Genomic DNA, 22774 nt, shown 5'->3' with positions numbered 1-22774 from the left:
TCGCGGACGTCTCGTTCAAGGCAGGGGGGTCACGTCGATCGACCTGCGGCGCCACAGCAGCCATACGCCCCAGGTCATCAGCGGCAGTACGTAGATCGCCAGGAAATACCAGGTCAGCGTGCCGTAGCCCTTGGCGATCAGGTCGACCAGGCCGACGGCCGTGGCGGCATACACCGCGATCAGCATGACGCCGACCGCAAGCGCCGGACGCAGCGCGCGCGGCATCGGACGCTGCCGCTCCGCCCATGTGTTGGCGACACGTTCGTTGAGGGCGTGCAGCAGCGCGACGCCGGTATCCACCAGCGTCAGCATCACGGCGATCTGGAACACCCACTCGAACCACGGTGCCTGCAATTTCGCCAGCAGGAACGCCGACGGCAGTGCCTCGGCGCCGATCTCCCGGTAGTAGCCCATCATCGCGATGTAGAACACCACGCCCGGCAGCATGCCAAGTGGTCCTGCCAGCGCGCCGGCGGCGAGTGCCTCGCGGCGACGGCCGAAGTGGCGCACGCAGAACAGCACCGCGGGAATGGTGGCGACGTTGTAGCCGGCGTAGGTTACGCCGGCCTTGAACCACCCGGCCTCGACCGGTACCGACGCGAAGTTCGTCCCGATACGGTCGCCGAACGCCACCACTGCCCAGATCACGAACACCACGTAGACCAGATACAGATAGCCAACAGAAGCGACCAGGAATTTTTCGATCGCGGCGCTGCCGCAGAACAGCAGCGCGCCCGTGGCGGCGATCATCGCCAGCGAGCCCGCTACCTTCGGCAGGCCGAACAGGCTGAAGGCGATTTCGCCGGCGGCCGCGCCCATGACCGCCAGGATCACCAGCATCAACAGCACGTAGCCGATCTCGAACGCGAACCAGCCGCGGCCCAGCAGCACCTTGAAGAACGCGCGGTAATCCCAGGCGCGGGCGACGCGGGCCAGCTCGAAGCTGACCATCAGCACGCCGCTCCACACCAGCATGCTGACCGTCATGCCGAGCAGGCCGCCCCAGGGACCGGCCGGCAGGAAGAACTCGACCAGTTCGCGCCCGGTCGCATACCCGCCGGCGATCACCGCCGCCTGGAATACGAAGCCCGGCAGCAGGTAGCGCTGGAACCAGCTGGCCCGGGACGTCATGCGAGGCAGGCGTCGACCAGCCGATCGAAGGCCGCGCCGCCGCGGACCGGATCCGCGACCGGCAGGCCCAGGCGGGCAGCGGTGGATGCGATCGCGTTCTGCGCGTCCGCATCGTCGAGCGCTGCGGTGTTGAGGCTGACGCCCGCGCAGCGGATCGCAGGATTGGTGAGCGCGCCCAGTCGCAGCGCGAGGTCGATGGTCTCCTCGATCGACGGCACCAGATAATGCGCATGGCCGAGCATGCGTTCGCGTCCGACTGCGTGGCAGACGACGATGACGTCCGGCTGGCTGCCGTGCAACAGCGACAGCGATACGCTCGCATAGGCCGGATGCGACAGCGAGCCCTGGCCTTCGACGACATCCCAGTGCGCCGGATCGGCATCGGGCGACAGGAATTCCGCCGCGCCGGCCGCGAAGTCCGCGATCACCGCGTCCATCGGCACACCCGCGCCGGCGATCAGGATGCCGGTCTGCCCGCTGGCGCGGAACGTGGCGTCGAGGCCGCGTTCGCGGAACGCGCGCGCCAGCGACAGGGCGGTGTATTTCTTGCCCAGGGCGCAGTCGGTGCCCACGGTGAGCAGACGCTTGCCGGTGCGCTTTCGGCCGCTGGCGACGGGCAGGTCCGATGGCGGCTCGCGCACGTCGATCAGGCGCCGCCCGTGCGCGATGGCCGCGTTGCGCAGCACGTCGATGCCGGACAGCCGGGCATGCATGCCGCCGACGAGGTCGAGCCCGGCCTGCAAGGCATCGAGCAACGCAGGCACCCAGGCTGGCGGAATCCGCCCGCCGGGGTTGGCGACGCCGATGACCATCGCGCGCGCGCCCCCCGCACGGGCCTGCGCGGGGGTCAGGCGCGGCAGGCCGGTGCTGACCGTCGCGCCCGGACAGGCGAACTCGCCGAGACACCGCTCGGGGGCCCAGTCGCGCAGACCGTACGCGGTCTTCGCGTAGCCGGGTTCGACGGTGTCTCCAAGAAACAGCAGATACGGCTGGGGCAACGCCTCGGGGGCGTGCGGTACGGCGGCGGCGGTGGACATGGGGGCCGGGTCCGTCCGGCTCAGAACCGGACGTCGAGTTCGACGCCGAACATCCGCGGCTGGATCGGTACTGCAGCCAGGTAGGCCAACGTGCCGCTGAGCGCACCGGCCGCAGGCGTCATCGACGAGTAGCCGCCTTCGCCGGTGACGTTGCTGACGTAGGCACGCAGCTCCCAGCGCTCCCGGCCGATGCCGGCGTAGAGATCGAGCGCGCGGTAGCTGTCGAGCCGCAGCGGCGCGGTCACCTCTTCCTGCAACACCGTGGACGGGTCGCCCGGTGCGGTGACGCGCTGGCGCTCGGTGGTGTCGCTCAAGCGCTCTCCGGTGAAGCGCAGCACGCCGCCTACCTGGCCGGACAGGCCCTGCGCGGTCATAAACGCGTACTCGGCGTTCGCCGCCCACGACAGCGTCGGCACGTACGGCATGCGGTCGCCGGCCAGGCCGGTGTTGAGCACGACATCGAACGCGCCCTGCGGAATGACCGTGGCTTCGAAATCGTTCTTCACCCGCGCCTTGGTGTAGGCCGCATTGATGCCGAGCGACAGGGCCTCGGTGGCGCGGAACTGCGAAGCCAGCTCCAGGCCTTCACTGCTCGCCTCGCCGCCGTTGACCAGGCCGCCGATGCCGTTGAACGACGACGCCACCTGGATGTCGTCCCATTCGATGCGGAACGCGGACACGTCGACCTGCACGCGGCGATCGGCGGTCTGCGATTTCAGTCCCAGCTCGTAGCTGGCGAGCATCGACGAGTCCACGCTCGGCGGGATCCCCGGGAGCGCGACGTTCGGGCCGCCCGGCTGGTAGCCGGTGGCGACGCGTGCGTACAGCATCGTGTCCTCGGCGAGCTTGAACTGCGGGCTCAGGCTCCAGGTGAACACGTCTTCGGTCGATTCGCCGGGCGCATCGCCGATCGGCGCGAGGATGCCCTCGCTGACGTTCTGGCTGAACCACTGATCGTTGCGCGCCTGGCGCAAGCCGGCGTCGATCTTGAAGCGCTCACCGAACCGCCACGATGCGTTGGCGAACAGCGCGACTTCCTCGTACGTGCTCGGCAGGCCGATCACCGCCAGGGTGCCGAATGCCGCGTCGAACGGCGCCGGCAGCGGCGAGCCATCGCGCTGGCCCAGCCACGCGACCTGGTTCTGCTGTGCGTCTTCCTTGGTGTAGAACACGCCCGCCATCCACTCGAAGCGGCCGCCGGTCTTGGAACTGAAGCGGAACTCCTGGGTGATCTTGTCGAGGTCGAAGGTGTAGCGCACGTTCGAGCTGCCCGGCTCGGGCAGTCCTAGCAGCAGATCGGCGACTTCGCCGAACTGCACCGTGGTGTCGATCTGGTCCAGCGTCTTGGTCTTCGACCATCCGGTCGCGGAGACGAGATCGGCCCAGCCCAGATCCCAATTCACGCTGAGCGAGGTCAGCGTCAACTCCTTGGAGAACGGTTGGCGCTGCCAGTTCCTGCCTTCGAATTCCCCGCCGAGCGGCGCGTAGGTGTCGGGCTCGAGGGCGACCACGGCCCGGTCGCTGGCGTCGATGCGCTGGTGCAGCACGCCCAGGTCGACATCGACCATGTCGCCGTCCCACGACAACGCCGCGCGTCCCCCGATCTGCTCGCTGTCGTTGATGTCGCGGCGGCCATCGATCGCGTTGTCGGTATAGCCCGGCAATCCGTTGCGCGCGACGCTCATGCGCAGGCCCAGGCGATCTTCCTGCAGCGGCAGGCTGACGCCGACGCGGCCGTTCCAGTCCTGCCCGCCGTCCGATACCGAGCGCAGGCCGACGCCGGCGCGGAACTCTTCATTGACCAGGTCCGGCGCGCGGGTCACGTATTTGAGCAGGCCGCCGATCGCGCCCGCGCCGTACAGCGTGCCCTGCGGTCCGCGCAGCACTTCGACGCGGCTGATGTCGTAGGGCAGCAGGTCCAGCATCAGCGAGCCGGCGCTCTGGTAGATGCCGCTCGAGCCGACAGGCACCTCGTCGATGTAGGTCGCCACCGTCGCGCCCGACGACAGCGTCGAGATACCGCGCAGCGACACCGCGGTCAGGCCGGGGGTGCCGCTGCTCTGCACCTGCATGCCGGGAATCAGCGCCGCGTAATCGGTCAGCGAACTCGCAGCCATGTTCTCCAGCTGGCGTTCGCCGATCACGCTGATCGACGCGCCGACGTCGCGGACGTTCTCGACGCGCTTGTTGGCGGTCACCACCACCGAGTCGAGCGTGACCGCCTCTTCGGCGGCCGTCGTGGCGCGCTCCTGGGCCAGCACGGGGGCGGCGGTGGCGCAGGCCAGCGTGCTGGCGATGGCGAGAGACAACGGTGAGCGGAACCACGGACGTGCGGATCGGAACGCGTGCATCGGTTGTCTCCCCAGACGATTATCCTGATCAGGGATCATGATCCCAATCAGAGAATTGTCAATACGGTTGGAGAAGACTGCAGATCTGGGCGGGGTGGCCTGTCACCGAACGTCGGAGGGACGGCCACGCCAGCCCGGACCCCGCACCACGCGTCCCGGCGTGGCGCCAGTGTGCTCGCCGTCGCGCAGCACCTGCACGCCGTTGACGAACACCTCGCCGACGCCGCTCGCGTACTGCTGGGGTGCGTCGTAGGTCGCGTGGTCGATGATCGCCGCCGGGTCGAACACAACGATGTCGGCGTAGCAGCCAGGCTGCAGACAGCCGCGCTGTTCCAGCTTCCAGTTCGCCGCCGGCAGTCCGGTCAGGCGGTGGATGCCTTCTTCCAGTGACATGAGTCCGCGGTCGCGCACGTAGTGCCCCAGGAAGCGGGCGACGTTGCCGTAGGCGCGGGGATGGGTGCTGGATTTCAGGAACACACCCTCGGGCGCCGAGGATTCCGCGTCCGATCCCAGACTGACCCACGGCTGTTTCAGGCCGAGTTCGACGTTCGCCTCGCTCATCAGGAAGTACGCCGTGCCGATCCGGGAATCGTCCTCGATGATCAAATCGATCGCAGTGTCTTCCGGCGACGTGCCGCGCTCGCGTGCGACATCGGCGAGACTGCGTCCGCTCAACGGCTTGAGCGCCGGATTGTGGAAGTCGAGCAGCAACAATCGGTCGTCGGACCCGGCCAGCAGCCGCAGGTTTTCCCAATCCACGTCCGGGTTGCGCATGTCGGCGAGCACACGTGCGCGGAGCGCGGGGTCGCGCAGACGCGCGATCATCGCGTCGTGGCCACCGGCCTGGACCCATGGCGGCAAGCTCGCGGTCAGGCCGGTGCCACCGGCGGTGTAGGCGTACATGTCGGCGCTGACCTGCAGGCCTTCGGCGCGCGCGGCTTCAATCCGCGCGATGGCCTGCGCCATCTTCGGCCAGTTTTTCTCTCCCGCGGCCTTGAGGTGATACACCCCGGCCCGCTGCCTGGTCGCACGTGCGATGGCGATGGTCTCGTCGAGCGCCTCGAGGAAGCGGTCGGCCTCGCTGCGCATGTGCGAGACATACCCGCCGCCTGATTCCGCGGCCGCCTCCGCCAGGGCGACCAGTTCGGCGGTGTCGGCGAACGTCGCCGGTGGATAGATCAGGGAGCTGCCGACACCGAGCGCGCCCTCGCGCATCGCCTCGCGCACCACGTCCTGCATGCCGGCGAGCTGCGCGGGCGTCGGGGTGACATCGTCCTCGCCGAGTTCGTGGATGCGTACGGTGGTCGCGCCGACGAACGAAGCCACATTCGGAGTGATGCCACGCTCCTCGAGGAACTCGAGATAGCCACCGAACGAGGTCCACGGCATGTCGTAGCGAAGGTCGCCCTGCTGTTTGAGTGCGTCGGCCTTCATGCGCGCATTGACCGGCCCCATCGACCAGCCTTCGCCGAAGATCTCCAGCGTGATGCCCTGCCGGGTGTCGCTCATGCCGCGGCCGTCGACGATCAACGATTCGGTCGCCCAGCTCAGGGTGTTGATAAAGCCCGGGGACACCGCGCGGCCCTGCGCGTCGAGCGTGGTGTCGGCGGCCGCGCCGCTGCCCGGCGGCAGCAGCGCCGCGATACGGTCGCCACGCACGGCCACGTCCACGCGCTGTGGCGGTGCGCCGCTGCCGTCGTAGACCACGCCATTGCGGATCAGCAGGTCGTAGTGCGCTGGCGTGTCGATCACCGGCGCGGCACTGCAGGCAGCGAGGGCGAGCGGCAGCAGGGCGATCGTCAGACGTGGCATGGCAGAACTCCGGTGCGGGATGAAGCGGATCATCGCAGCGCGCGGATCGGGCGATCCAGGCGCCACAGCAAGGCGGCGGCCACGACGGCCAGGCCGGCGAGCAGCAGGAAGAAACCGGAATGACTGGCTTTCGACCACAAAGTGCCGACCAGGCCCGCCAGCAGGCTGCCACTGAATATCGCGAGGAACCACGAGGCCACCGTGGTGGCGCCGAGCTGCGGCGGCGCGAGCCTGGCGAACAGGCCGAGGCCGGTCGGCAGGATGTAGAGCTCGCCGAGCGTCAGTATCACGAAGAACGCGACCAGCCACAGCCAGCCGATGCGGGTGTCGCCAGCGACGGCGGTCACCGCGGCCAGCAGCACGTAGGCACCCGCCACGATCAGCGCGCCGATCGCCATGCGCAGCGCAGGCGCGGTCTCGTGTCCGGCCTCGGCGCGGCGCCGCCAGTGCAGCAGCAGCAACGGCGTCATGCTGATCACCAGTAGCGGATTGAGCGACTGGAACCACGTCATTGGAATGGTGAAGCCTGCGACGACGCGGTCGACGCCGGTGTCGATCAGCAACGGCAGCGTATTGCCGACCTGCTCGTATGCGCCGCGGAAAATGGTCGCGGCGATCCCGACGCCCAGCAACAACAGCCACACCTTGCGATGGTTGCCGCGCGCCTCCTGCGCATCCACCACGCGCGCCACGCCGCGCGCTGGCTCGGGCGGCAGGTAACGGCGGCCGAACACGTAGATCAGCAGACCGATGAACATGCCGATGCCGGCGGCGCCGAAGCCGTAGTGCCAGCCGTAGACCTCGCCCAGCGTGCCGCACACCAGCGGCGCCATGAAGCCGCCGATGTTCAGGCCGACGTAGTAGACGTTGTAGGCGCGGCCCCGGCGGGGATCGTCGGCGGCGTAGAGATCGTTGATCTGGCTCGGCAGGCTCGGCAGGAAAAGGCCGTTGCCGAGCGCGATGGTCGCCAGCGCGATGTAGAACGTCGGCTCGAACGCCATCACGAAATGCCCGAAGGCCATGATGCTGCCCCCGAGAATCACGGCATTGCGCTTGCCCAGCCAGCGGTCGGCGATGGCGCCGCCGAGAATCGGCGTGAAGTACGCCATCGCCGTGTACGCACCGTAGATGAAGGACGCCTTTTCCTGCGCGAACAGCAACTGCTTGGTCATGTAATAGACCAGCAGCGTGCGCATGCCGTAGTAAGAGAACAGTTCCCACATATTGGTCAGGAACAGGATCGTCAGCCCGCGTGGCTGACCGAACCAGGTCTTGTCGGCAACGCTGCTCATGCCGTCGCCGACGGCCCCCAAACCTCGTCACCGCACCAGATGTGGCCATCGGTGTAGCGCACCGACGGCGTGCGGTCCTGCCTGAGGAAGATCGGCCCGTCCAGATCCACCACGTCGCAGAACTGCCCGAGCACGAACGCCGGTGCAGCGGCCAGGCTGGTGCCGCACATGTTGCCCACCATGACCTGCTTGCTCAGCTCGCGCGCGCGGCGCGCCATCAGCAGCCCCTCGGTCAGGCCGCCGCACTTGTCGAGCTTGATGTTGATGACGTCGAAGTGGTGGTGGCGCGCTTCGAGTTCGGCGAGATCGAGAATGCTTTCGTCGGCGGCGAACGGCAGCGCGCGTGCGATACCGTCGAGTTCGTGTTCGCGGTCGCGGACGCAGGGCTGCTCCAGCAGTGCCACGCGCGCCTCCAGCAGGGCCGGCAGCAGTGCCGGCAGCGAGGCGCCGTCATAGCCCTGGTTGGCGTCGACACCGATCCACACCTCCGGGCAGCGCGCACGCGCGGCGCGGACGCGCGCCGTGTCGAGATCCGCGTCGCCGGTCAGCTTCAGCTTCAACGCGCGTGCCTGCGTGTAGGCCGCGGCACGGTCGGCCATGACGGCGGGATCGTCGGCGCCGACGGTGAACGTGGTGAGCAGCGGGCGCACATGCTCCAGGCCCGCGAGGCGCCAGACCGGCACACCGGACTGCCGCGACTCGAGTTCCCACAGCGCCGCGTCGAGCGCATTGCGGGCACCGCCTGCGGGCAGCAGCGTGCGCAACGTCTCGCGATCGAGTCCCGCCTCGATGCGGGGCCGCATCGCCTCCAGCGTGGCCAGCATCGTGTCGGGATGGTCGTGCGTGTAGTAGACGCCGGCGGCTTCGCCGCGTCCGACATGCGCGCCGGCGCGCAGAGTCACGACCGTTGCCGGCATCGCCGAGAACACGTGTCCGGCGATCCGGAACGGCGCGGACAGCGGCAAGGGTTCGTTGTGCAGCTCGAGTTCGACCGGCTGGGCAGTCACGCGTGTTCCTCGTCGGGACAGTGGCGAACGCACCGGCGGCTGATGCCGCCGGTGCATCGGGTCGTCAGTAGTTCGCGCCGAAGCCGATGACGTGCTGGGCGATGCCGATCCACAGCAGGAACAGGCAGGCCAGCGCCAGCAGCACGGCCCATAGCTTGGCCAGCACGCGGCGCCGGCCGCGCAGCACCTGCCACGCATTCCAGACCGCGACCGCCGCGCCGAGCGGCAGCACCACGGTGGCGAACAGCCGCACGGCGATGATCAGGACATCGGTATCCGGGCTGGTCATCGCCAGATTGCTCAGCATGCCGACGACGAGCGCGAGAGCCCCGCCCATCGCCAGCAGCACCAGCAGCGCGGCGATCCGCACCAGGCGATGCGCGCGGGCTTCGGTGCCGGTCAGCCGGTAGGGCGCGCCGTAGTAGCGCCGCACCAGCGCCGAGACCGGCCAGGCCACGACGGTCAGCAGCAGCACGACGAGGCTCGCGACCAGCAACGGCATCGCCAGGGCGCGCCAGGTCGAGACGCGCTCGAACACCATGATCGGCGCGTAGGGCTCCATGGTGAACCGCACGACCTGACCGTCGACGACATCGGCCGCGAGGCGGTCGGTACTGTCTCGGTCCTGCCACACGTACGGCGCCACTTCACGCCACTGCTTCGGTGCGCCGGCGGCGCCCGTGGCCATCGCCACGATGATCGTGCCGTCTTCGTTGGCGGCGACCTTGACCGGTCCCAGCACATTCGCCAGCGACAGGAAATTGCGGTCCGGCCGACGGCTGCTGGTATAGGTGCCCGCGATCAGCTGGGCGTGCACCTTGGCGTCCGCTTCCGGCACGCCGGGCGTCTGTGCGGGCGTGCCCGGCAGGTAGCGGTCGGCGAAGCCACGCGACAGCGCATAGCGGATGTGACCGGTCGCGCCGTCACGTCCCGAACTGTTCATCGACACGAACAGGCCGATCCCGTCGTCGAGGAACAGTTGCAGGTCGCTGTGGAACCACTGCGTGTCGCCGCCGTGCGAGATCGCGCGGTGACCGTTGACCGAGGTTTCGTAGAACCCGAGCATCATGCGGTTGAGCGGTCCGATCGACGCCTGGCCGGTGGAATGCATCTGGCGCGCGGTGTCGGCGTCGAGGATGCGTGCATTCCCGAGTGCGCCGTCCTGCAGATGCGCGATCATGAAGCGCCCCATGTCGGCGCCGGTGGCAGCCAGGCTGCCGGCTGGCGCCAGACTGATGAACTCGTAGGGCTTGGCTTCGCCGTCGGACGCCTTCGAATAGCCCATCGACAAGTTCGCCAGCAGCGGCGCGGGCAGGGGCTGACGGAAGCTCGAATGGGCCATGCCGAGCGGCTGGAAGATATGGCGTTCGATGTAGTCGTCGAACGACTCGCCCGACACGCGCTCGACGATGTAACCGGCCAACGCGGTCGCGTAGTTCGAATAGGCTGGCGTGGCGCCCGGCACATGGATGCGTTCGGGCACCCAGTGCTTCAGGGCATCGCCCAGCGGCGTGATCTCGTCGGGGTCGGCCGTGATCAGCGCGCGGACCTGCTCCTCGAAACCGGTGGTATGGGTCATCGCCTGGCGCAGCGTCACCGGTACACCGTCGCGGGCCGGGATCTTGAAGTCCAGGTACTGATTGACGTCGGCGTCGAGGTCGAGCTTGCCCTGCTCGACCAGCTGCATCACCGCCGTCCAGGTGAAGAGTTTGGACACCGAGCCAGGACGGAAGAGCGTGGCGGCCGGGTCGACCGGCGTGCGTGCGGCGAGGTCGGCATAGCCGTAACCCTTCTGCAGCACGACCTCGCCGTCCTTGACCACTACCACGACGGCGCCCGCAATGTCGCCAGCGGCCAACGCGTAGGGCACGAAGCCATCCAACCAGGCCTCGGCATCCGCGGATGTCAGCGACGGCGCGCCGCCGGGCGCGATTGGCGTCTGCGCATCCGCTGGCGGGGTGTTGACCGGCGTGGCCGGCGTCAGCGGCGCGGTTACGGGCGCGGGCGGAATCGCCGGATCCTGTGCTGCCGCGAGTGCCACACCGGCCGCAAGCAGCCCGGCAAGCAGGAAGGTTGGAATCACGCGCATCGCACTTCCCCGGTTTGTCCTGATTGGCGATATTGATCCCAATCAGAGAATTGTCAACCGTGCCGGAAGTCCCCATATGGTGGGCGATGACGCCGTCGCGAGTACCGCAGCGACTTTCACGGATCGCCCGCTGGGGCGATGATGATCCCGAAACGCATACGAACGGACCTGGTACGGATGACAGCGCAACACCCCACCATCGGCCGCCTGCTGCGCTCGCTGCGCGCGCGCAAAGGCTGGACGCTCAAGCAGATGAGCGAGCATTCCGGCATTCCGCTGTCGACGTTGTCGAAGGTCGAGCACGACCGGCTGACGCTGACCTACGACAAGTTGCTGCAGCTCAGCCAACGTCTTCAGCTGCGCATGTCGGAACTGTTCGCCGAACAGGACGAGGCACCCGAACCGCCGGTCACCGCGCGCCGCAGCATCGGCCGGGTCGATGACGCGATCCGCATCACGACGCCGAATTACGACTACTACTACCTGTGTCCGGAACTGCGTCGCAAGCGCATGATTCCCGTATTGACGCGCGTGCGCGCCAAGACCATCGCCGAGTTCGGCGCGCTCGTGCACCACTCCGGCGAGGAATACATCCACGTGCTCGAAGGCCGCATGGAAGTGCATACCGAGTTCTACGATCCGATCGTGCTCGACACCGGCGAAGGCGTGTACATCGACTCGAACATGGGGCACGCCTATATCGCGGCCGAAGGCTGCGACGAAGTGCTGTTGCTCGGCGTGTGCTCGAGCGCCGACGAGCAGCTGATGGAATCGCTGCTGACGCTGCATGGCGAGGAAGGCGCGGTTGCCACGAAGGTCCGACAACTCGCACCGGCCGCGAAGCCGGCCAGGCGCGCAGCGAAGAAGCCGGCGACGCGTTAGGCCTCGCTGCACGCGCTGGATTTTCGCGGATGCAGGGCACGCCGGCAGAAGCCCTGATCCAGACCCGGGACCGGGCTGCGGCCTTCTTCTGGATGCGATTGCGCATCCCGTCCAGTTGGACAGGCGGTATCGTGTCCGCCTGATCCGACCGGAAATCCAGATGCCCCGTCACACTCGCCTGCTGTCCGTCCTGTTGCTGGTCGCCGTGCCGGCGCTGCCTGCCCTTGCCGCCGACCGCATCACCGGCCAGCCGTTCGCGACCCGCAGCGAGGTGCATGCGCCACACGCGATGGCGGCGACCTCGCATCCGCTGGCGACGCAGATCGCGCTCGACACGATGAAGGCCGGCGGCAGTGCGGTCGATGCGGCGATCGCCGCCAACGCGGCGCTGGGACTGATGGAGCCGACCGGCAACGGCGTCGGCGGTGATCTGTTCGCAATCGTCTGGGACCCGAAGACGAAGCGCCTGTACGGCTACGACGGCTCGGGCCGTTCACCGCAATCGCTCACGCTCGCCGAGTTCCAGCGCCGCGGCCTGAGCGATATTCCTTCGCATGGTCCGTTGCCGGTGACGGTGCCCGGCGCTGTGGACGGCTGGTTCGCACTGCACGGCCGCTTCGGCAAGCGTGCGATGGCCGAGAATCTCGCGCCGACGATCCGCTACGCGCGCGAAGGTCATCCGGTGCATGAAGTCATCGCCTATTACTGGGACCGCTCCGTGCCGCGTCTGGGCAAGTGGCCAGGCTTCACCGAGCAGTTCACGATCGACGGCCGCGCCCCGCACAATGGCGAGACCTGGCGCAACCCGAACCTGGCGAACACGCTGCAGGCGATCGCCGACGGCGGCCGCGATGCGTTCTACAAGGGCGACATCGCGCGCACGATCGGCGATTACTTCGCAGCCAATGACGGCTTTCTCGCCTACGAGGATCTGGCCGCGCACACCGGCAACTGGGTCGAGCCGGTCTCGACGAGCTACCGCGGCGTCGAACTGTGGGAACTGCCGCCGAGCGGACAGGGCATCGCCGCGCTGCAGATCCTCAATCTGCTGGAACCCTACGACCTCAAGTCCTACGGTTTCGGCAGCCCCGAGCACGTGCATCTGTTCGTCGAGGCGAAGAAGCTCGCGTTCGCCGATCGCGCGCGCTGGTATGCCGATCCGGCCTTCCATCCCGCGCCCGTCGAGCGGCTGATCTCCAAGGACTACGCCCGCGAGCGCGGCGCGCTGATTTCGATGGACACGGCGTTGCGCGAAGTGCAGCCGGGTACGCCGAAGCAGCTCGACGAAGGCGACACGATCTATCTGACCACGGCAGACGCCGACGGCATGATGGTCTCGCTGATCCAGTCCAACTACCGCGGCATGGGCAGCGGTATGGCACCGCCGGGTCTGGGCTTCATCCTGCAGGATCGTGGCGAGCAGTTCGTGCTGCGCGAGGACCATCCCAACGGCTACGCGCCGGGCAAGCGTCCGTTCCACACCATCATTCCCGCGTTCGCCACCAAGGACGGCGAGCCGTGGCTGAGCTTCGGGGTGATGGGCGGCGCGATGCAGCCGCAGGGTCACGTGCAGATCCTGATCAACATGCTCGACTTCGGCATGAACCTGCAGGAAGCCGGCGACGCGCCGCGCATCCAGCACGATGGATCGACCGAGCCCACCGGCCAGAACACCGCGATGACCGACGGCGGCGAAGTGGATCTGGAAACCGGCTTCCCCTACGAGACCGTGCGCGCGCTGATGCAGAAGGGCCATTCGGTGCGTTTCTCGCACGGCCCCTACGGCGGCTACCAGGCGATCATGAAGAACCCCTACGGCGGCTGGACCGGTGCCAGCGAATCGCGCAAGGACGGACAGGCCGCGGGCTACTGACGCAAATTCCCGGCCGGTCTATGCTCGCCCCGACACGGACGTTGGAGCGTCACATGCGCGGATGGATGGCAGCAGGACTGGTCGTGCTGGCGATTGCCAGCACACGGACGGATGCGGGCGACGGGGCCGGCAGCAAGATCGACGACTGGTCGCATACGTCGGCCGGCGTTGAAGAATCCCATGCAGCAGACCATCAGGCAGCCGAGCACGCCTATCTGCGACGCACCGCGCGTGCGCTCGCGCGGACAGATCGTCCACGCGAGCTGGCCTTGGCCGCGCTGTTGCATCAGGCCGCCGCACGTCCTGCCCCGCCGCAACCGGGTGACGTCATCGATACCAGCGTGACCCAAACGCGATTCGATGGCATCGCGCGCGATTGGCGCCAGCGCGCCGCAACGCGCGCGGGTGACGATGTAATCGCGAACGTGCTGCTCATCGCGGGCAACGACGGGATCGATCGCTTCTCGCAGGACGCAGCGCAGCGCTGGGCGTATGCGCAACCCGACAACAGCGCACCGTGGTTGCTGCGGATCGACCTCCCGGTCGATGCCATGCTGCAGGCCGCCGCCGGACGCCGGCATTACGATAGCGCGCACTTCCAGACACTACGATGGATGCGCGACGCATTGACCTCGCATCCAGCCGACGCGCAAACGCGCGCATCTAGGGAGGACGGCGCCCCAATGAGCGAGCGCGTCTACGCGACGATGCTGGCGCTTGGCCTGTACAGCGCCAGCGCCGTGCCCGGTTATTCACGCATCGCCGAAGGATGCAGGTCGGCGACACCAGAGCTCCAGGTCGCCTGCAGATCGCTTGCGAGGCAGCTGCTCGAATCGGACACGCTGATCATGCGCAGCATCGGAAGCGCGATTGCATCGCGTCTCGACGCACCGGACCTGGAGGCCACCCGTGCCATCGCCTGGCGGTCACACGCGATGCAGCGCGCGACGCCGTCGGACGGCGAGCGCCAGTTCGCGCACTTGCTCGACGATCCATCGATCCGCACCGAGATCGACTTGCAGGCGCGCATGCTCAGCGATGCAGGCGTCCCGCTCGTGCCGCCGGCGGACTGGACGCTGCCGACGCGCTGAACCACTACGCGGCCACGCGCGCCGTCGCTATGCTGGCCACACCCGGTCCAGAGACATCGCATGATCCGTTTCCTGCTCGCGGCTGCGTGTGCCGTCGCCCTGCTCGTCCCCGTCGCGCAGGCGCAGGCGCCGTACTCACGCTTCGACGAAGCGCCTGTCGCGCAGCAGGACACAGCGGCCGACCAGACCGCCTGGCGCAGCTGGTCGCAGCGCAGCGCCGCCGCACTCGCCGCCACCGGCCAGCCGCGCGAGCTGGCGTTCGCGGCGGTGTTGCGTGGGCTCGCCGATGTGAATCCGGAACAGCTCGACACCGACGCACCCTCGCAGCCGGTGGCGCCGGACGCACAGGCCAGCGCCTGGCGTCGCGACGCTGCAGCGCGCGCGGGCAGCGATGTCCTCGCCAATGCATTGCTCGCTTACGGCGCGGATGAAGCAACGCGCCTGCGCGCCGCGCAACGCTGGCTCGGCGCCGACCCGCAGAATCTCGCGCCGCTGCTGGTGCGTGGTGGCGGCGTCGACGCGTTGCTCGCCGATGCGCGTGTCGCGACGCGTTTCGAACTCGGCATGCTCGAACAGGTGCGCTGGATGCAGGCCGCATTGCTGCGCACGCCGCCGACGCCGTCAGAGCGCGCCGCGCTCGCCGAAGCCGGCGAATTCGTGCCGACCGAACATGCCGCGATCACCGCGATGGGCCTGTGGGCCGCGGTCGCATTCCCGGGCCTCGATCCGCTGATGCAGGGCTGCGACACCGACGCGCTAGGTGCGAATCCCACCCGCGCGCGCGACTGCCGACATGTCGCGGAGATCATGGCCAACGGTTCGGATACCCAGCTCGGCGAAGTGCTCGGCCTGGCCCTGCTCGAACGCCTCGCCACCACGCAGACCGAACGTGCAGGCGTGCAGGCACGCCGCCGCGCGTTCGACTGGCGGATGCTCGAATGGGGCCGCGCCAATGCCGCCCTGCCCCGCGACGGCGCCGGCCAGTTCGTGCGTTTCCTCGCCGACCCGTCGATCCGCACCGAAGCCGACCTCATCGCCCGCGCGTTGCAGGAAGCCGGCATTCCGCTGGAACCGCCAGCCGGCTGGCAGCCGCCGCGCTGAGGCATCCGTCCGCGCCGTTTCGCGCGGCTTCGCATCCCCTGTTCAGCGCAATCGTGCGAGCGCACACTCCCGCCAGCGTCGGCACCGCGCCGGTGCAAGGGGACGGAGCGATTCGATGCGGAACATGCACATTGCCTGCGGCCTGCTGGCCGCGGCGCTGACCATCTGCACCAGCGGCCCGGTCGCCGCGCAGGCGTACAACAGCTTCACCCTCGGCGCGGGATTCACCCCCGATCCGCAGACCGGCTACGGCGAGACCGGCGGCGCGACGCAGGCCTCGCGGTTCGGGCCGCAGTGCAGCGGCGTCATCGACACCACGCCCGACCACACCATCCGCGTGACCTCGCCGCTCGACCTGCGCCTGTCGGTGGAGAGCACCACGGACTCCACGCTGGTCGTCGTGGGTCCCGCCGGCGTGTTCTGCGACGACGACAGCGCCGGCGAGCTCGACGCGCAGGTCGATGCACGCCTGACGCCCGGCGACTACGCCGTCTACGTCGGCCACATCGAGCAGCCCGGCCGCTACACGCTGACCCTCACCGAGGGCAGCGGCGTCGCCGCGACCGGCGGCGGACAGTACGCGAACTTCCAGCTCGGTGCCGGCTTCACGCCTGATCCGCAGATCGGAACCGGCGACACCGGCGGCGGCGTCGAAGCCAGCCGCTACGGCGCGCACTGCACCGGCATGATCGATTCCACGCCCGACCATCGTCTGACGATCACTTCGACAGTGGCGTTGCGCCTCGCCGTCACCAGCACCACCGATTCGAGCCTCGTCGTCACCGGGCCGGGCAAGGTGCTGTGCGACGACGACGGTGCCGGCGCACTCGACGCCGCCGTCGTCGATACCTTCCGTCCGGGCGAGTACGAGATCTACGTCGGCCATCTCGGTCAGTCGGGCACGTACCGGCTGGAGATCAGCGAGACGAACTGAGCGCCGGGTCGCGCCCGTTCGATCGATCGAGTGGGCGCGTCACCCCAACGCGGAGATCGTGCTCATCTGGCCGACATCGTGGTGGGCCACCTTTCGCGACACGCGGCCTCCGCGTTCGGCCGAGAACGTGAACGTATAGCGCAGCCGGATCGGCACGGCATCCACCGCGACGCCTGCGCCGTCGCAACGGGGATCCGAATCCGGATCGATACCAGCGGGGAACGTGCAGATCGCCGCTCCGAAGTAGCGCCAGCTGCGCAGCGTTGCGGTGACTGCATCGACGAATGGCGTCGCGGCAGCGTCGACGGGATCCGCGCAGTCCATATCCTCGCGATCGGCGACGATGTCCTGGACTTCGCCGTCGGCGTCCACGACGAAACTGACGCACAGCCGCAGTTCGCCTTCGAGGCGCGCGTCTACCGGAAACGCCGGATCGGGATCGTGGATCGGCGTCGCCATCAGGAATCGCTGATTCGATTCGACCGCATGCACCTGCGCCATCGGCGGCAGCACCATCGCGCGTTCGACCTGTGCGGTGCGATGGCTGCATGCGGCGAGTGCCATGAACAGGCACGCCGCAATTCCGCAGTGTGCAAGGTGTCGAGTTTTCATCCGGCCTCCTGCCCATCGGGACATCCAGTTCGCGCCGCGATTCAATCCGCCGGCACCGTCCGCTCGCGCGCCCAGCTGCGCAGGGTGTCGACCTGTTCGCGCATCATCACCGACAGCGGGCGCGTGTCGCGCAGGGATTCGACGACCATCGGCTGCGACAGGGGGGCGCCGGCGGCGTGTGCGGCGTAGAGCGCTGCGACGATGGCCTGTTCGATCTCGGCGCCGGAGAAGCCTTCGGCTTCGATCGCGAGCAGTGGCAGATCGAACTCGGCGACGTCGAAGCCGCGCCGCACCAGATGCACGGCGAACACCTCGGCGCGTACATCGGCGGTCGGCAGGTCGACGAAGAAGGTCTCGTCGAAGCGGCCCTTGCGCAGCAGTTCCGGCGGCAGGTCGTGGACCTGGTTGGCGGTCGCGACCAGAAACACCTTCGACTTGCGCTCCGCCATCCACGTCAACAGGAAACCGAGTACGCGACGCGACACGCCGCCGTCGCTGTCGCCGCTCGAGGCCAGGCCTTTTTCGATCTCGTCGATCCACAGTACGCAGGGCGCGAGCTGTTCGGTCGAGGCAATCGCTTCGCGCAGATTGCGCTCGGTCTCGCCGTGGTACTTGTCGTAGAGCGTGCCGAAATCCAGCCGCACCAGCGGCACACCGAAACCGCCGGCAATGGCCTTGGCCAGCAGCGACTTGCCGCAGCCTTGCACGCCGAGCAGCAGCACGCCCTTGGGCGGATCGAGACCGGGCGGCGCGTCGCCTTCGACGAACACGCGACGTCGTTGTTCGACCCAGCGCTTGAGCCGACGCGCACCGGCGACATCGGCAAAGCCGGCGGTGTCGTACTCGTAATGCAGATGCCCGCTCTTGTTGAGCAATTCGAACTTGAGCTTGGCCAGCGCCGGCAGGTCGTCGTGTGCGAGCGCGCCGTCGGCATGGATCAATTGCCGGGTGATCCGTCGCGCGTCGCCGAGCGACAGGCCCTGCAGGTTGCGGACGATCTGGCGCACCGCATCGGCGTCCGCTTCGACTCGCCGTCCACCATGCTCCTGCTGGTAGGCCGCGGCTTCCTCGCGCACCAGTTTCAGCAGCGCGTCGGCATCGGGCAGGCGCGGGCGGAAGCGCACGGCCATGGTTTCGAGATCCGCCGGCAGTTCGACCTTGTGGCCGACCAGCACGATCACGTGCGGCAGGCAATGACGGCGCTGCACCAGATCGCGCAGCTGACGCTGGGTGCCGGCGTAGCCGAGGTAGGGATGGAAATCGAGCAGCAGGTAGATGCCGCGCTGGTCGGCGTCGCGGATCGCGGCGAGCGTGTTGCTGGCATCGGCGGCGGTGTCGGTCTCCGACTCGCCATCGAGATCCACGCGGCGCAGGCCTTCGGTGATCGTCCAGCGGTACAGCGCGCGCCAGACCTGCACCAGCGACTGCCGGAACAGCTCGACCGCGCGCGGTTCGTCGGGCGTTTCGACGACGATCAACGGCGTGTTGGCCCGGATCAGCGCGGCCAGGTCCTGCAGTTCACTCATGGGCGCGGCGCGCTCGCGGTTTGGAACGCCGATGTTAAACGGGTGGCGCGCGCATGCGGTCGCGGGCGTCGCACGGGCGGTGTACGCTCGATGCGAACCGACCCGGAGACTTCGATGAAGACGGTACTGGTGGCCAGTTCCAAGGGTGGCGTGGGCAAGACCACGATCGCCACCCATCTCGCCGCGCACGCCGCGCTGTCGGGCGAGTCGACGGTGCTGGTCGATGCCGATCCGCAGCAGTCGTCCACGCGCTGGGCCGAACGCCGCGCCGGACTGGAGGCAGCCGTGCTGCCGGTCGACGGCAGCGCGCGCCACAAGAAGGTACTGGCCTCGATCCCCGACGGCGCGACCCGGCTGGTCGTCGACGCGCCCGCGGGCGCGATGGCCGACGATCTCGATGCCTATCTGGAGATCGCCGATGCGATCGTCGTGCCGGTGTTGCCGTCGGCGCTCGACATCGATGCGACCGTCGGCTTCCTCAACACGCTGGCCAAGCATCCGCGCATCCGTCGCGGCCAGACCCGCGTGGGCCTGGTCGCCAATCGCCTGCGTCCGCACACCAATGCCTCACAACAGGCGCTCGCCCTGCTGGCGCAGTGGCCGTATCCGGTGGTCGCGCAACTGCGCGACAGCCAGGCCTACGTGATGCTGGTCGGGCTGGGCAAGAGCCTGTTCGACTACCATTCGGCGCAGGTGCGCGACCATCAGGACGACTGGGCGCCACTGCTGAAGTGGGTCCGGAAGTAGGCTGTCCGCCGACGCGTTCACCGCATCCGAACGCTCCGCCCGTCATGAAGTCACAAAACGAGGCCGCCGACCGCCCATGCGCGAATTGATCCTGCTCCGCCACGCACACGCCGATCCCGCCCTGCCGGGGCAAACCGATATCGACCGGCCGCTGTCGGCCGAAGGTCTGGCCGAAGCAGAGGCAGCGGGTCGCTGGCTGCGCGAGAAGCAACTGGTGCCCGACTGCGTGCTGTGTTCGCCGTCGCGTCGAACCCGCGAAACGCTGGAGGCGGTACTCGGCGCGATCGGTTACGTCGACCAGCGCCTCGAACAATCGATCTACGAAGCCACACCCGGCACGCTGGCGACACTGCTCGACGAGCATCGCGACACCGGCCGCCTGTTGCTGGTCGGCCACAACCCCGGTCTGGAACGCCTCGCCGCATTGCTGCACAGCGGCCAGACCGGCGAATACCGCGGCATGCCGCCGGGAGGCATCGCGGTGCTGACGCTGCCGACGGGCGCCGCGGTCGAACCCGCCGTCGCCGAACTGTCGGCGTTCTGGTGGCCGTAGGCGCACCGGCGCCCGCTTCGCTCAACGCTGCTTCGCCCATGGCCCACGCCGCCGGCTCCGTGCTGCGTACGCTGGCAGGTCTGTGCCTATCGGCGGCCTGCGTCGCGCCTGCGTTCGCATCGGCCGACATGCCCGGCCAGACGCTAGCCATGGATCTCAAGCGTTCGGAAATCGGCTTCAGCCTCAAGACCCGCTGGGGTCAGCAGCTCGAAGGCCGCTTCGACGACTGGCGCGGTGACATAACCGTGCTCGCCGATGGCCGCCACCAGGTGCGACTCATCCTGGATGCCGAGAGCGTCGAGATCATCGACAGCCGCGCCTATACCCGGATCACCCGCGGGCCGGGCGTGTTCGACGTCGCGCGCTATCCCGAGGTGCGCTTCGTGTCCGACCCCTTCCCGTCCACGCTGGCACGCGACGGCGGCGAGATGACCGGCATCCTCAGTATCCGCGGCGTGCAGCGACGGGAGACCTTCCGGATCACGCCGTCGCAGTGCGCGCGCCCGGGCCTCGACTGCGATGTGATCGGCGAAGGCGACGTGCGCCGCAGCCAGTACGCAATGGACCGCTGGGGCTACGCGCTGGCCGACCAGGTGCGTTTCACGCTGCGGATCCGCGCACTGGAATCCCGCTGATGCATGCCGTCACCCGCGCCCTGCTGCTGGCCTTGACGCTGGCGACCGCGGCCTGCACCTCGCTGTCGCCGGCCAAACGCGACGCCGCCGCGCATATCGCCGTCGAGGCGCGTTCGACCGAAGTGCTGTGCGATCGCGCCGATGCCTGCGCAGCGCCGTCGCCATTGCGCGACCTCGGCACGCAGGCCGTGGCGCGCAGCACGCCGGCAGCGCCGCAACACTACGCGCTGCTGCTGGAATACGGACAGGACGCGCTGCTGGCGCGGCTGGATCTGATCCGCGGCGCGCAGCGCACGATCGACGTGCAGACCTACATCTTCGACGAGGACGACGCCGGCCATCTCGTGCTCGAGGAACTACTATCGGCCGCGCGTCGCGGCGTGCAGGTGCGGCTGCTGGTCGACCAACTGTCGGCATTGCGCACGGTGGAAACGCTGTCGGCACTCGCCGGTGCGCACACCAACTTCGAGATGCGCATCTACAACCCGGTGCTCGGGCGGGCGCGCATCAGTTATCCGCAGTACGCACTCGCCGCGGCCTGCTGCTGGCGCCGGCTCAACCAGCGCATGCACAGCAAGTCCTTGCTGATCGACGGCGTGGTCGGCATCACCGGCGGCCGCAACTACCAGGACGATTACTTCGACTGGAGCGACAGCTTCAACTTCCGCGATCGCGATGTGCTGATCGCGGGGCCCGTGGTCGAGGCGATGGAGGAGAACTTCGTCGTGTTCTGGCACGCGCCGCTGAGCACGCCCGTCGAGCAGCTGGGCGACGTGGGCCGGCATCTGCTGCGCAGCGGCGTGCCGCCGGTGTCGTTCCAGGATTACCAGCGCCCGCAGCGCGTGGCTGCGATCGTCGAAGACGCCGGCGATGCTGCATTGGTGCGTCAGCGTCTGGTCGATGCCGCATTGCGGGTCGGGCCGGTCGAGTTCATCGGCGACCTGCCGGCCAAGCACCGACGCAACCGCGAGGCGGCCAAGGCCGCGAGTGCGTCGACGCCGCGCCTGCGCGAGCTCATCGAATCGGCGCAGGACGAAGTGCTGCTGCAGACGCCGTATCTGGTGCTGTCGAAACCGGCCGAGCAGATGTTCTTCGATCTGCACGCGCAAACCGACGCGCCGCAGGTCGTGGTGTCGACCAACAGCCTCGCGGCGACCGACTCGTTCATCACCTACGCGCTGTCCTACAAGTACAAGCGCCGGCACCTGCGCGATTTCGGCTTCCAGATCTACGAGTACAAACCGTTTCCGGAAGACGCGCCGATCGATCTCGAGGTCACCGGTGCGGTCGGCATTTCGTGGAACGCCGACGGCAGCGTCAACCTCGACGAGAGCGGCACCGAAGGCGCGGCGACGACACGTGAGGAAGTGATCGCCGCGCGTCCCGCGAGCGCCGCGCCGCTGACACGCGAGTATTCCGCGCTGCGCTACGCCGGCATCGGCGTAAACCGGCGCGTGCCCTTGAACCGCACCGGCCTGCGTATGGGGCTGCACGCGAAATCGCTGGTGGTCGACGAACGCATCGGCGTAGTCGGCACGCACAACTTCGATCCGCGCGGCGACAACCTCAATACCGAGAGCGCCGTGGTCATCGACGATGCGCGCTTCGCGCAGCGGCTGGCCGCGAGCATCCGCCGCGACATGTCGCCGGAGAATTCCTGGACCATTGCGCGGCGCGATCCGCCGCCGGTGTTCTCGGGCGTCGACTATTCGATGGCCAAGGTCTCCGAGCGCTTGCCGATCTTCGATCTGTGGCCGACGCGCTATGCGACCAGTTTCGAGTTCCAGCCCGGGCCCGACTGCCCGGCGCCGTTGCCGCCGGATGCCCCGGGCTTCCGCGAGTGCTACGTCGCGGTCGGCGACTTCCCGGAGGTGAGTCTCGGCTTCCGTAGCCTGCTGACGCGGATCTTCACCGCGTTCGGCGCAGGGCTCGTGCCGATTCTCTGAGGCCGGCTCGGCTCGCACTGCCCACCCGGCGTGGGAGACGGGAGTTCCGCTGCGCTCGACCCGCCCGACGCACTGCATGCCGCCTCGATCCGATGCGGCTTCGACGTTTCATCTCAATCGCCGTTGACTGGCTGGACACGGCCGCGCGCCTGCGC

At 68.4% G+C, this 22774-nt stretch carries 18 protein-coding genes; 9 read left to right on the top strand and 9 right to left on the bottom strand.

All coding sequences use genetic code 11. The features are described from left to right. Positions 1–15 precede the first annotated feature (15 nt). From LU699_RS09340 to LU699_RS09310, 7 genes are all read right to left on the bottom strand, one after another. Complete coding sequence (locus LU699_RS09340) at positions 16–1131, bottom strand: YkvI family membrane protein (RefSeq protein WP_232136706.1); 1116 nt, start codon at positions 1129–1131, stop codon at positions 16–18. Continuing rightward, the gene (locus tag LU699_RS09335; protein WP_232136705.1) at positions 1128–2168 is read right to left on the bottom strand and encodes an N-acetyltransferase DgcN family protein; all 1041 of its coding nucleotides are present in this window, start codon (positions 2166–2168) and stop codon (positions 1128–1130) included. Before LU699_RS09335 ends, LU699_RS09340 begins: the two co-directional genes overlap by 4 nt. A 20-nt stretch (positions 2169–2188) precedes the next feature. Beyond that, complete coding sequence (locus LU699_RS09330; RefSeq protein WP_232136704.1) at positions 2189–4519, bottom strand: TonB-dependent receptor; 2331 nt, start codon at positions 4517–4519, stop codon at positions 2189–2191. A gap of 102 nt (positions 4520–4621) precedes the next feature. Further along, positions 4622–6331: an N-acyl-D-amino-acid deacylase family protein gene (locus LU699_RS09325; protein WP_232136703.1), complete on the bottom strand. Its 1710-nt coding sequence runs from the start codon at positions 6329–6331 to the stop codon at positions 4622–4624. Between the two features lie 29 nt (positions 6332–6360). After that, complete coding sequence (locus LU699_RS09320) at positions 6361–7623, bottom strand: peptide MFS transporter (RefSeq protein WP_232136702.1); 1263 nt, start codon at positions 7621–7623, stop codon at positions 6361–6363. After that, positions 7620–8630 carry a dipeptide epimerase gene (locus LU699_RS09315; protein WP_232136701.1) on the bottom strand — a complete coding sequence of 337 codons (1011 nt, stop codon included), beginning with the start codon at positions 8628–8630 and terminating at the stop codon, positions 7620–7622. The genes LU699_RS09320 and LU699_RS09315 overlap by 4 nt, the downstream gene beginning before the upstream one ends. 64 nt (positions 8631–8694) lie before the next feature. Beyond that, positions 8695–10719, bottom strand: coding sequence for a serine hydrolase domain-containing protein (locus tag LU699_RS09310; protein WP_232580135.1), 2025 nt, complete (start codon positions 10717–10719; stop codon positions 8695–8697). 177 nt (positions 10720–10896) lie between these two features. Here LU699_RS09310 and LU699_RS09305 point away from each other — a divergent pair, with 177 nt between their 5' ends. From LU699_RS09305 to LU699_RS09285, 5 genes are all read left to right on the top strand, one after another. After that, on the top strand, positions 10897–11601 hold the full coding sequence (locus LU699_RS09305) for a helix-turn-helix domain-containing protein (protein ID WP_232136699.1): 705 nt from the start codon (positions 10897–10899) through the stop codon (positions 11599–11601). Between the two features lie 160 nt (positions 11602–11761). Then, positions 11762–13474 carry a gamma-glutamyltransferase gene (gene ggt / locus LU699_RS09300; RefSeq protein WP_232136697.1) on the top strand — a complete coding sequence of 571 codons (1713 nt, stop codon included), beginning with the start codon at positions 11762–11764 and terminating at the stop codon, positions 13472–13474. A 53-nt stretch (positions 13475–13527) separates the two neighbouring features. Next, positions 13528–14565 carry a hypothetical protein gene (locus tag LU699_RS09295; protein WP_232136696.1) on the top strand — a complete coding sequence of 346 codons (1038 nt, stop codon included), beginning with the start codon at positions 13528–13530 and terminating at the stop codon, positions 14563–14565. A 60-nt stretch (positions 14566–14625) separates the two neighbouring features. Further along, the gene (locus tag LU699_RS09290; RefSeq protein ID WP_232136695.1) at positions 14626–15666 is read left to right on the top strand and encodes a hypothetical protein; all 1041 of its coding nucleotides are present in this window, start codon (positions 14626–14628) and stop codon (positions 15664–15666) included. Positions 15667–15781: 115 nt separating this feature from the next. Then, a complete protein-coding gene (locus tag LU699_RS09285; protein WP_232136694.1) occupies positions 15782–16600 on the top strand; it encodes a hypothetical protein in 819 nt (272 codons plus the stop codon). Between the two features lie 39 nt (positions 16601–16639). Here LU699_RS09285 and LU699_RS09280 read toward each other — a convergent pair whose 3' ends face one another. Both LU699_RS09280 and LU699_RS09275 read right to left on the bottom strand, forming a co-directional pair. Then, positions 16640–17164 carry an energy transducer TonB gene (locus tag LU699_RS09280; RefSeq protein WP_232136693.1) on the bottom strand — a complete coding sequence of 175 codons (525 nt, stop codon included), beginning with the start codon at positions 17162–17164 and terminating at the stop codon, positions 16640–16642. An 89-nt stretch (positions 17165–17253) separates the two neighbouring features. Then, on the bottom strand, positions 17254–18738 hold the full coding sequence (locus LU699_RS09275; RefSeq protein ID WP_232136692.1) for an AAA family ATPase: 1485 nt from the start codon (positions 18736–18738) through the stop codon (positions 17254–17256). A gap of 114 nt (positions 18739–18852) precedes the next feature. Here LU699_RS09275 and LU699_RS09270 point away from each other — a divergent pair, with 114 nt between their 5' ends. The 4 genes from LU699_RS09270 (at position 18853) to LU699_RS09255 (ending at position 22619) form a co-directional block, all read left to right on the top strand. Further along, positions 18853–19485, top strand: coding sequence for a ParA family protein (locus LU699_RS09270; RefSeq protein WP_232136691.1), 633 nt, complete (start codon positions 18853–18855; stop codon positions 19483–19485). 76 nt (positions 19486–19561) lie between these two features. Further along, complete coding sequence (locus LU699_RS09265) at positions 19562–20038, top strand: SixA phosphatase family protein (protein WP_232136689.1); 477 nt, start codon at positions 19562–19564, stop codon at positions 20036–20038. Positions 20039–20076: 38 nt separating this feature from the next. Next, positions 20077–20673, top strand: coding sequence for a YceI family protein (locus tag LU699_RS09260; protein WP_232136688.1), 597 nt, complete (start codon positions 20077–20079; stop codon positions 20671–20673). Then, complete coding sequence (locus tag LU699_RS09255) at positions 20673–22619, top strand: phospholipase D family protein (RefSeq protein ID WP_232136686.1); 1947 nt, start codon at positions 20673–20675, stop codon at positions 22617–22619. The genes LU699_RS09260 and LU699_RS09255 overlap by 1 nt, the downstream gene beginning before the upstream one ends. The last annotated feature ends 155 nt before the right edge of the window (positions 22620–22774 follow it).

The organism is Luteimonas fraxinea (assembly GCF_021233355.1).
GTDB classification, from domain to species: domain Bacteria; phylum Pseudomonadota; class Gammaproteobacteria; order Xanthomonadales; family Xanthomonadaceae; genus Luteimonas; species Luteimonas fraxinea.
Note: the sequence above shows the minus strand (reverse complement) of the source record. Positions and strands in the feature narration are given on the sequence as shown.

What these genes read in the sequence shown, in the direction of transcription:
- LU699_RS09340 (WP_232136706.1), bottom strand. Translation starts at nt 1,131, where the DNA reads ATGACGTCCCGGGCCAGCTGGTTCCAGCGCTACCTGCTGCCGGGCTTC.
- LU699_RS09335 (WP_232136705.1), bottom strand. Translation starts at nt 2,168, where the DNA reads ATGTCCACCGCCGCCGCCGTACCGCACGCCCCCGAGGCGTTGCCCCAG.
- LU699_RS09330 (WP_232136704.1), bottom strand. Translation starts at nt 4,519, where the DNA reads ATGCACGCGTTCCGATCCGCACGTCCGTGGTTCCGCTCACCGTTGTCT.
- LU699_RS09325 (WP_232136703.1), bottom strand. Translation starts at nt 6,331, where the DNA reads ATGCCACGTCTGACGATCGCCCTGCTGCCGCTCGCCCTCGCTGCCTGC.
- LU699_RS09320 (WP_232136702.1), bottom strand. Translation starts at nt 7,623, where the DNA reads ATGAGCAGCGTTGCCGACAAGACCTGGTTCGGTCAGCCACGCGGGCTG.
- LU699_RS09310 (WP_232580135.1), bottom strand. Translation starts at nt 10,719, where the DNA reads ATGCGCGTGATTCCAACCTTCCTGCTTGCCGGGCTGCTTGCGGCCGGT.
- LU699_RS09305 (WP_232136699.1), top strand. Translation starts at nt 10,897, where the DNA reads ATGACAGCGCAACACCCCACCATCGGCCGCCTGCTGCGCTCGCTGCGC.
- ggt (WP_232136697.1), top strand. Translation starts at nt 11,762, where the DNA reads ATGCCCCGTCACACTCGCCTGCTGTCCGTCCTGTTGCTGGTCGCCGTG.
- LU699_RS09295 (WP_232136696.1), top strand. Translation starts at nt 13,528, where the DNA reads ATGCGCGGATGGATGGCAGCAGGACTGGTCGTGCTGGCGATTGCCAGC.
- LU699_RS09290 (WP_232136695.1), top strand. Translation starts at nt 14,626, where the DNA reads ATGATCCGTTTCCTGCTCGCGGCTGCGTGTGCCGTCGCCCTGCTCGTC.
- LU699_RS09285 (WP_232136694.1), top strand. Translation starts at nt 15,782, where the DNA reads ATGCGGAACATGCACATTGCCTGCGGCCTGCTGGCCGCGGCGCTGACC.
- LU699_RS09280 (WP_232136693.1), bottom strand. Translation starts at nt 17,164, where the DNA reads ATGGCACTCGCCGCATGCAGCCATCGCACCGCACAGGTCGAACGCGCG.
- LU699_RS09275 (WP_232136692.1), bottom strand. Translation starts at nt 18,738, where the DNA reads ATGAGTGAACTGCAGGACCTGGCCGCGCTGATCCGGGCCAACACGCCG.
- LU699_RS09270 (WP_232136691.1), top strand. Translation starts at nt 18,853, where the DNA reads ATGAAGACGGTACTGGTGGCCAGTTCCAAGGGTGGCGTGGGCAAGACC.
- LU699_RS09265 (WP_232136689.1), top strand. Translation starts at nt 19,562, where the DNA reads ATGCGCGAATTGATCCTGCTCCGCCACGCACACGCCGATCCCGCCCTG.
- LU699_RS09260 (WP_232136688.1), top strand. Translation starts at nt 20,077, where the DNA reads ATGGCCCACGCCGCCGGCTCCGTGCTGCGTACGCTGGCAGGTCTGTGC.
- LU699_RS09255 (WP_232136686.1), top strand. Translation starts at nt 20,673, where the DNA reads ATGCATGCCGTCACCCGCGCCCTGCTGCTGGCCTTGACGCTGGCGACC.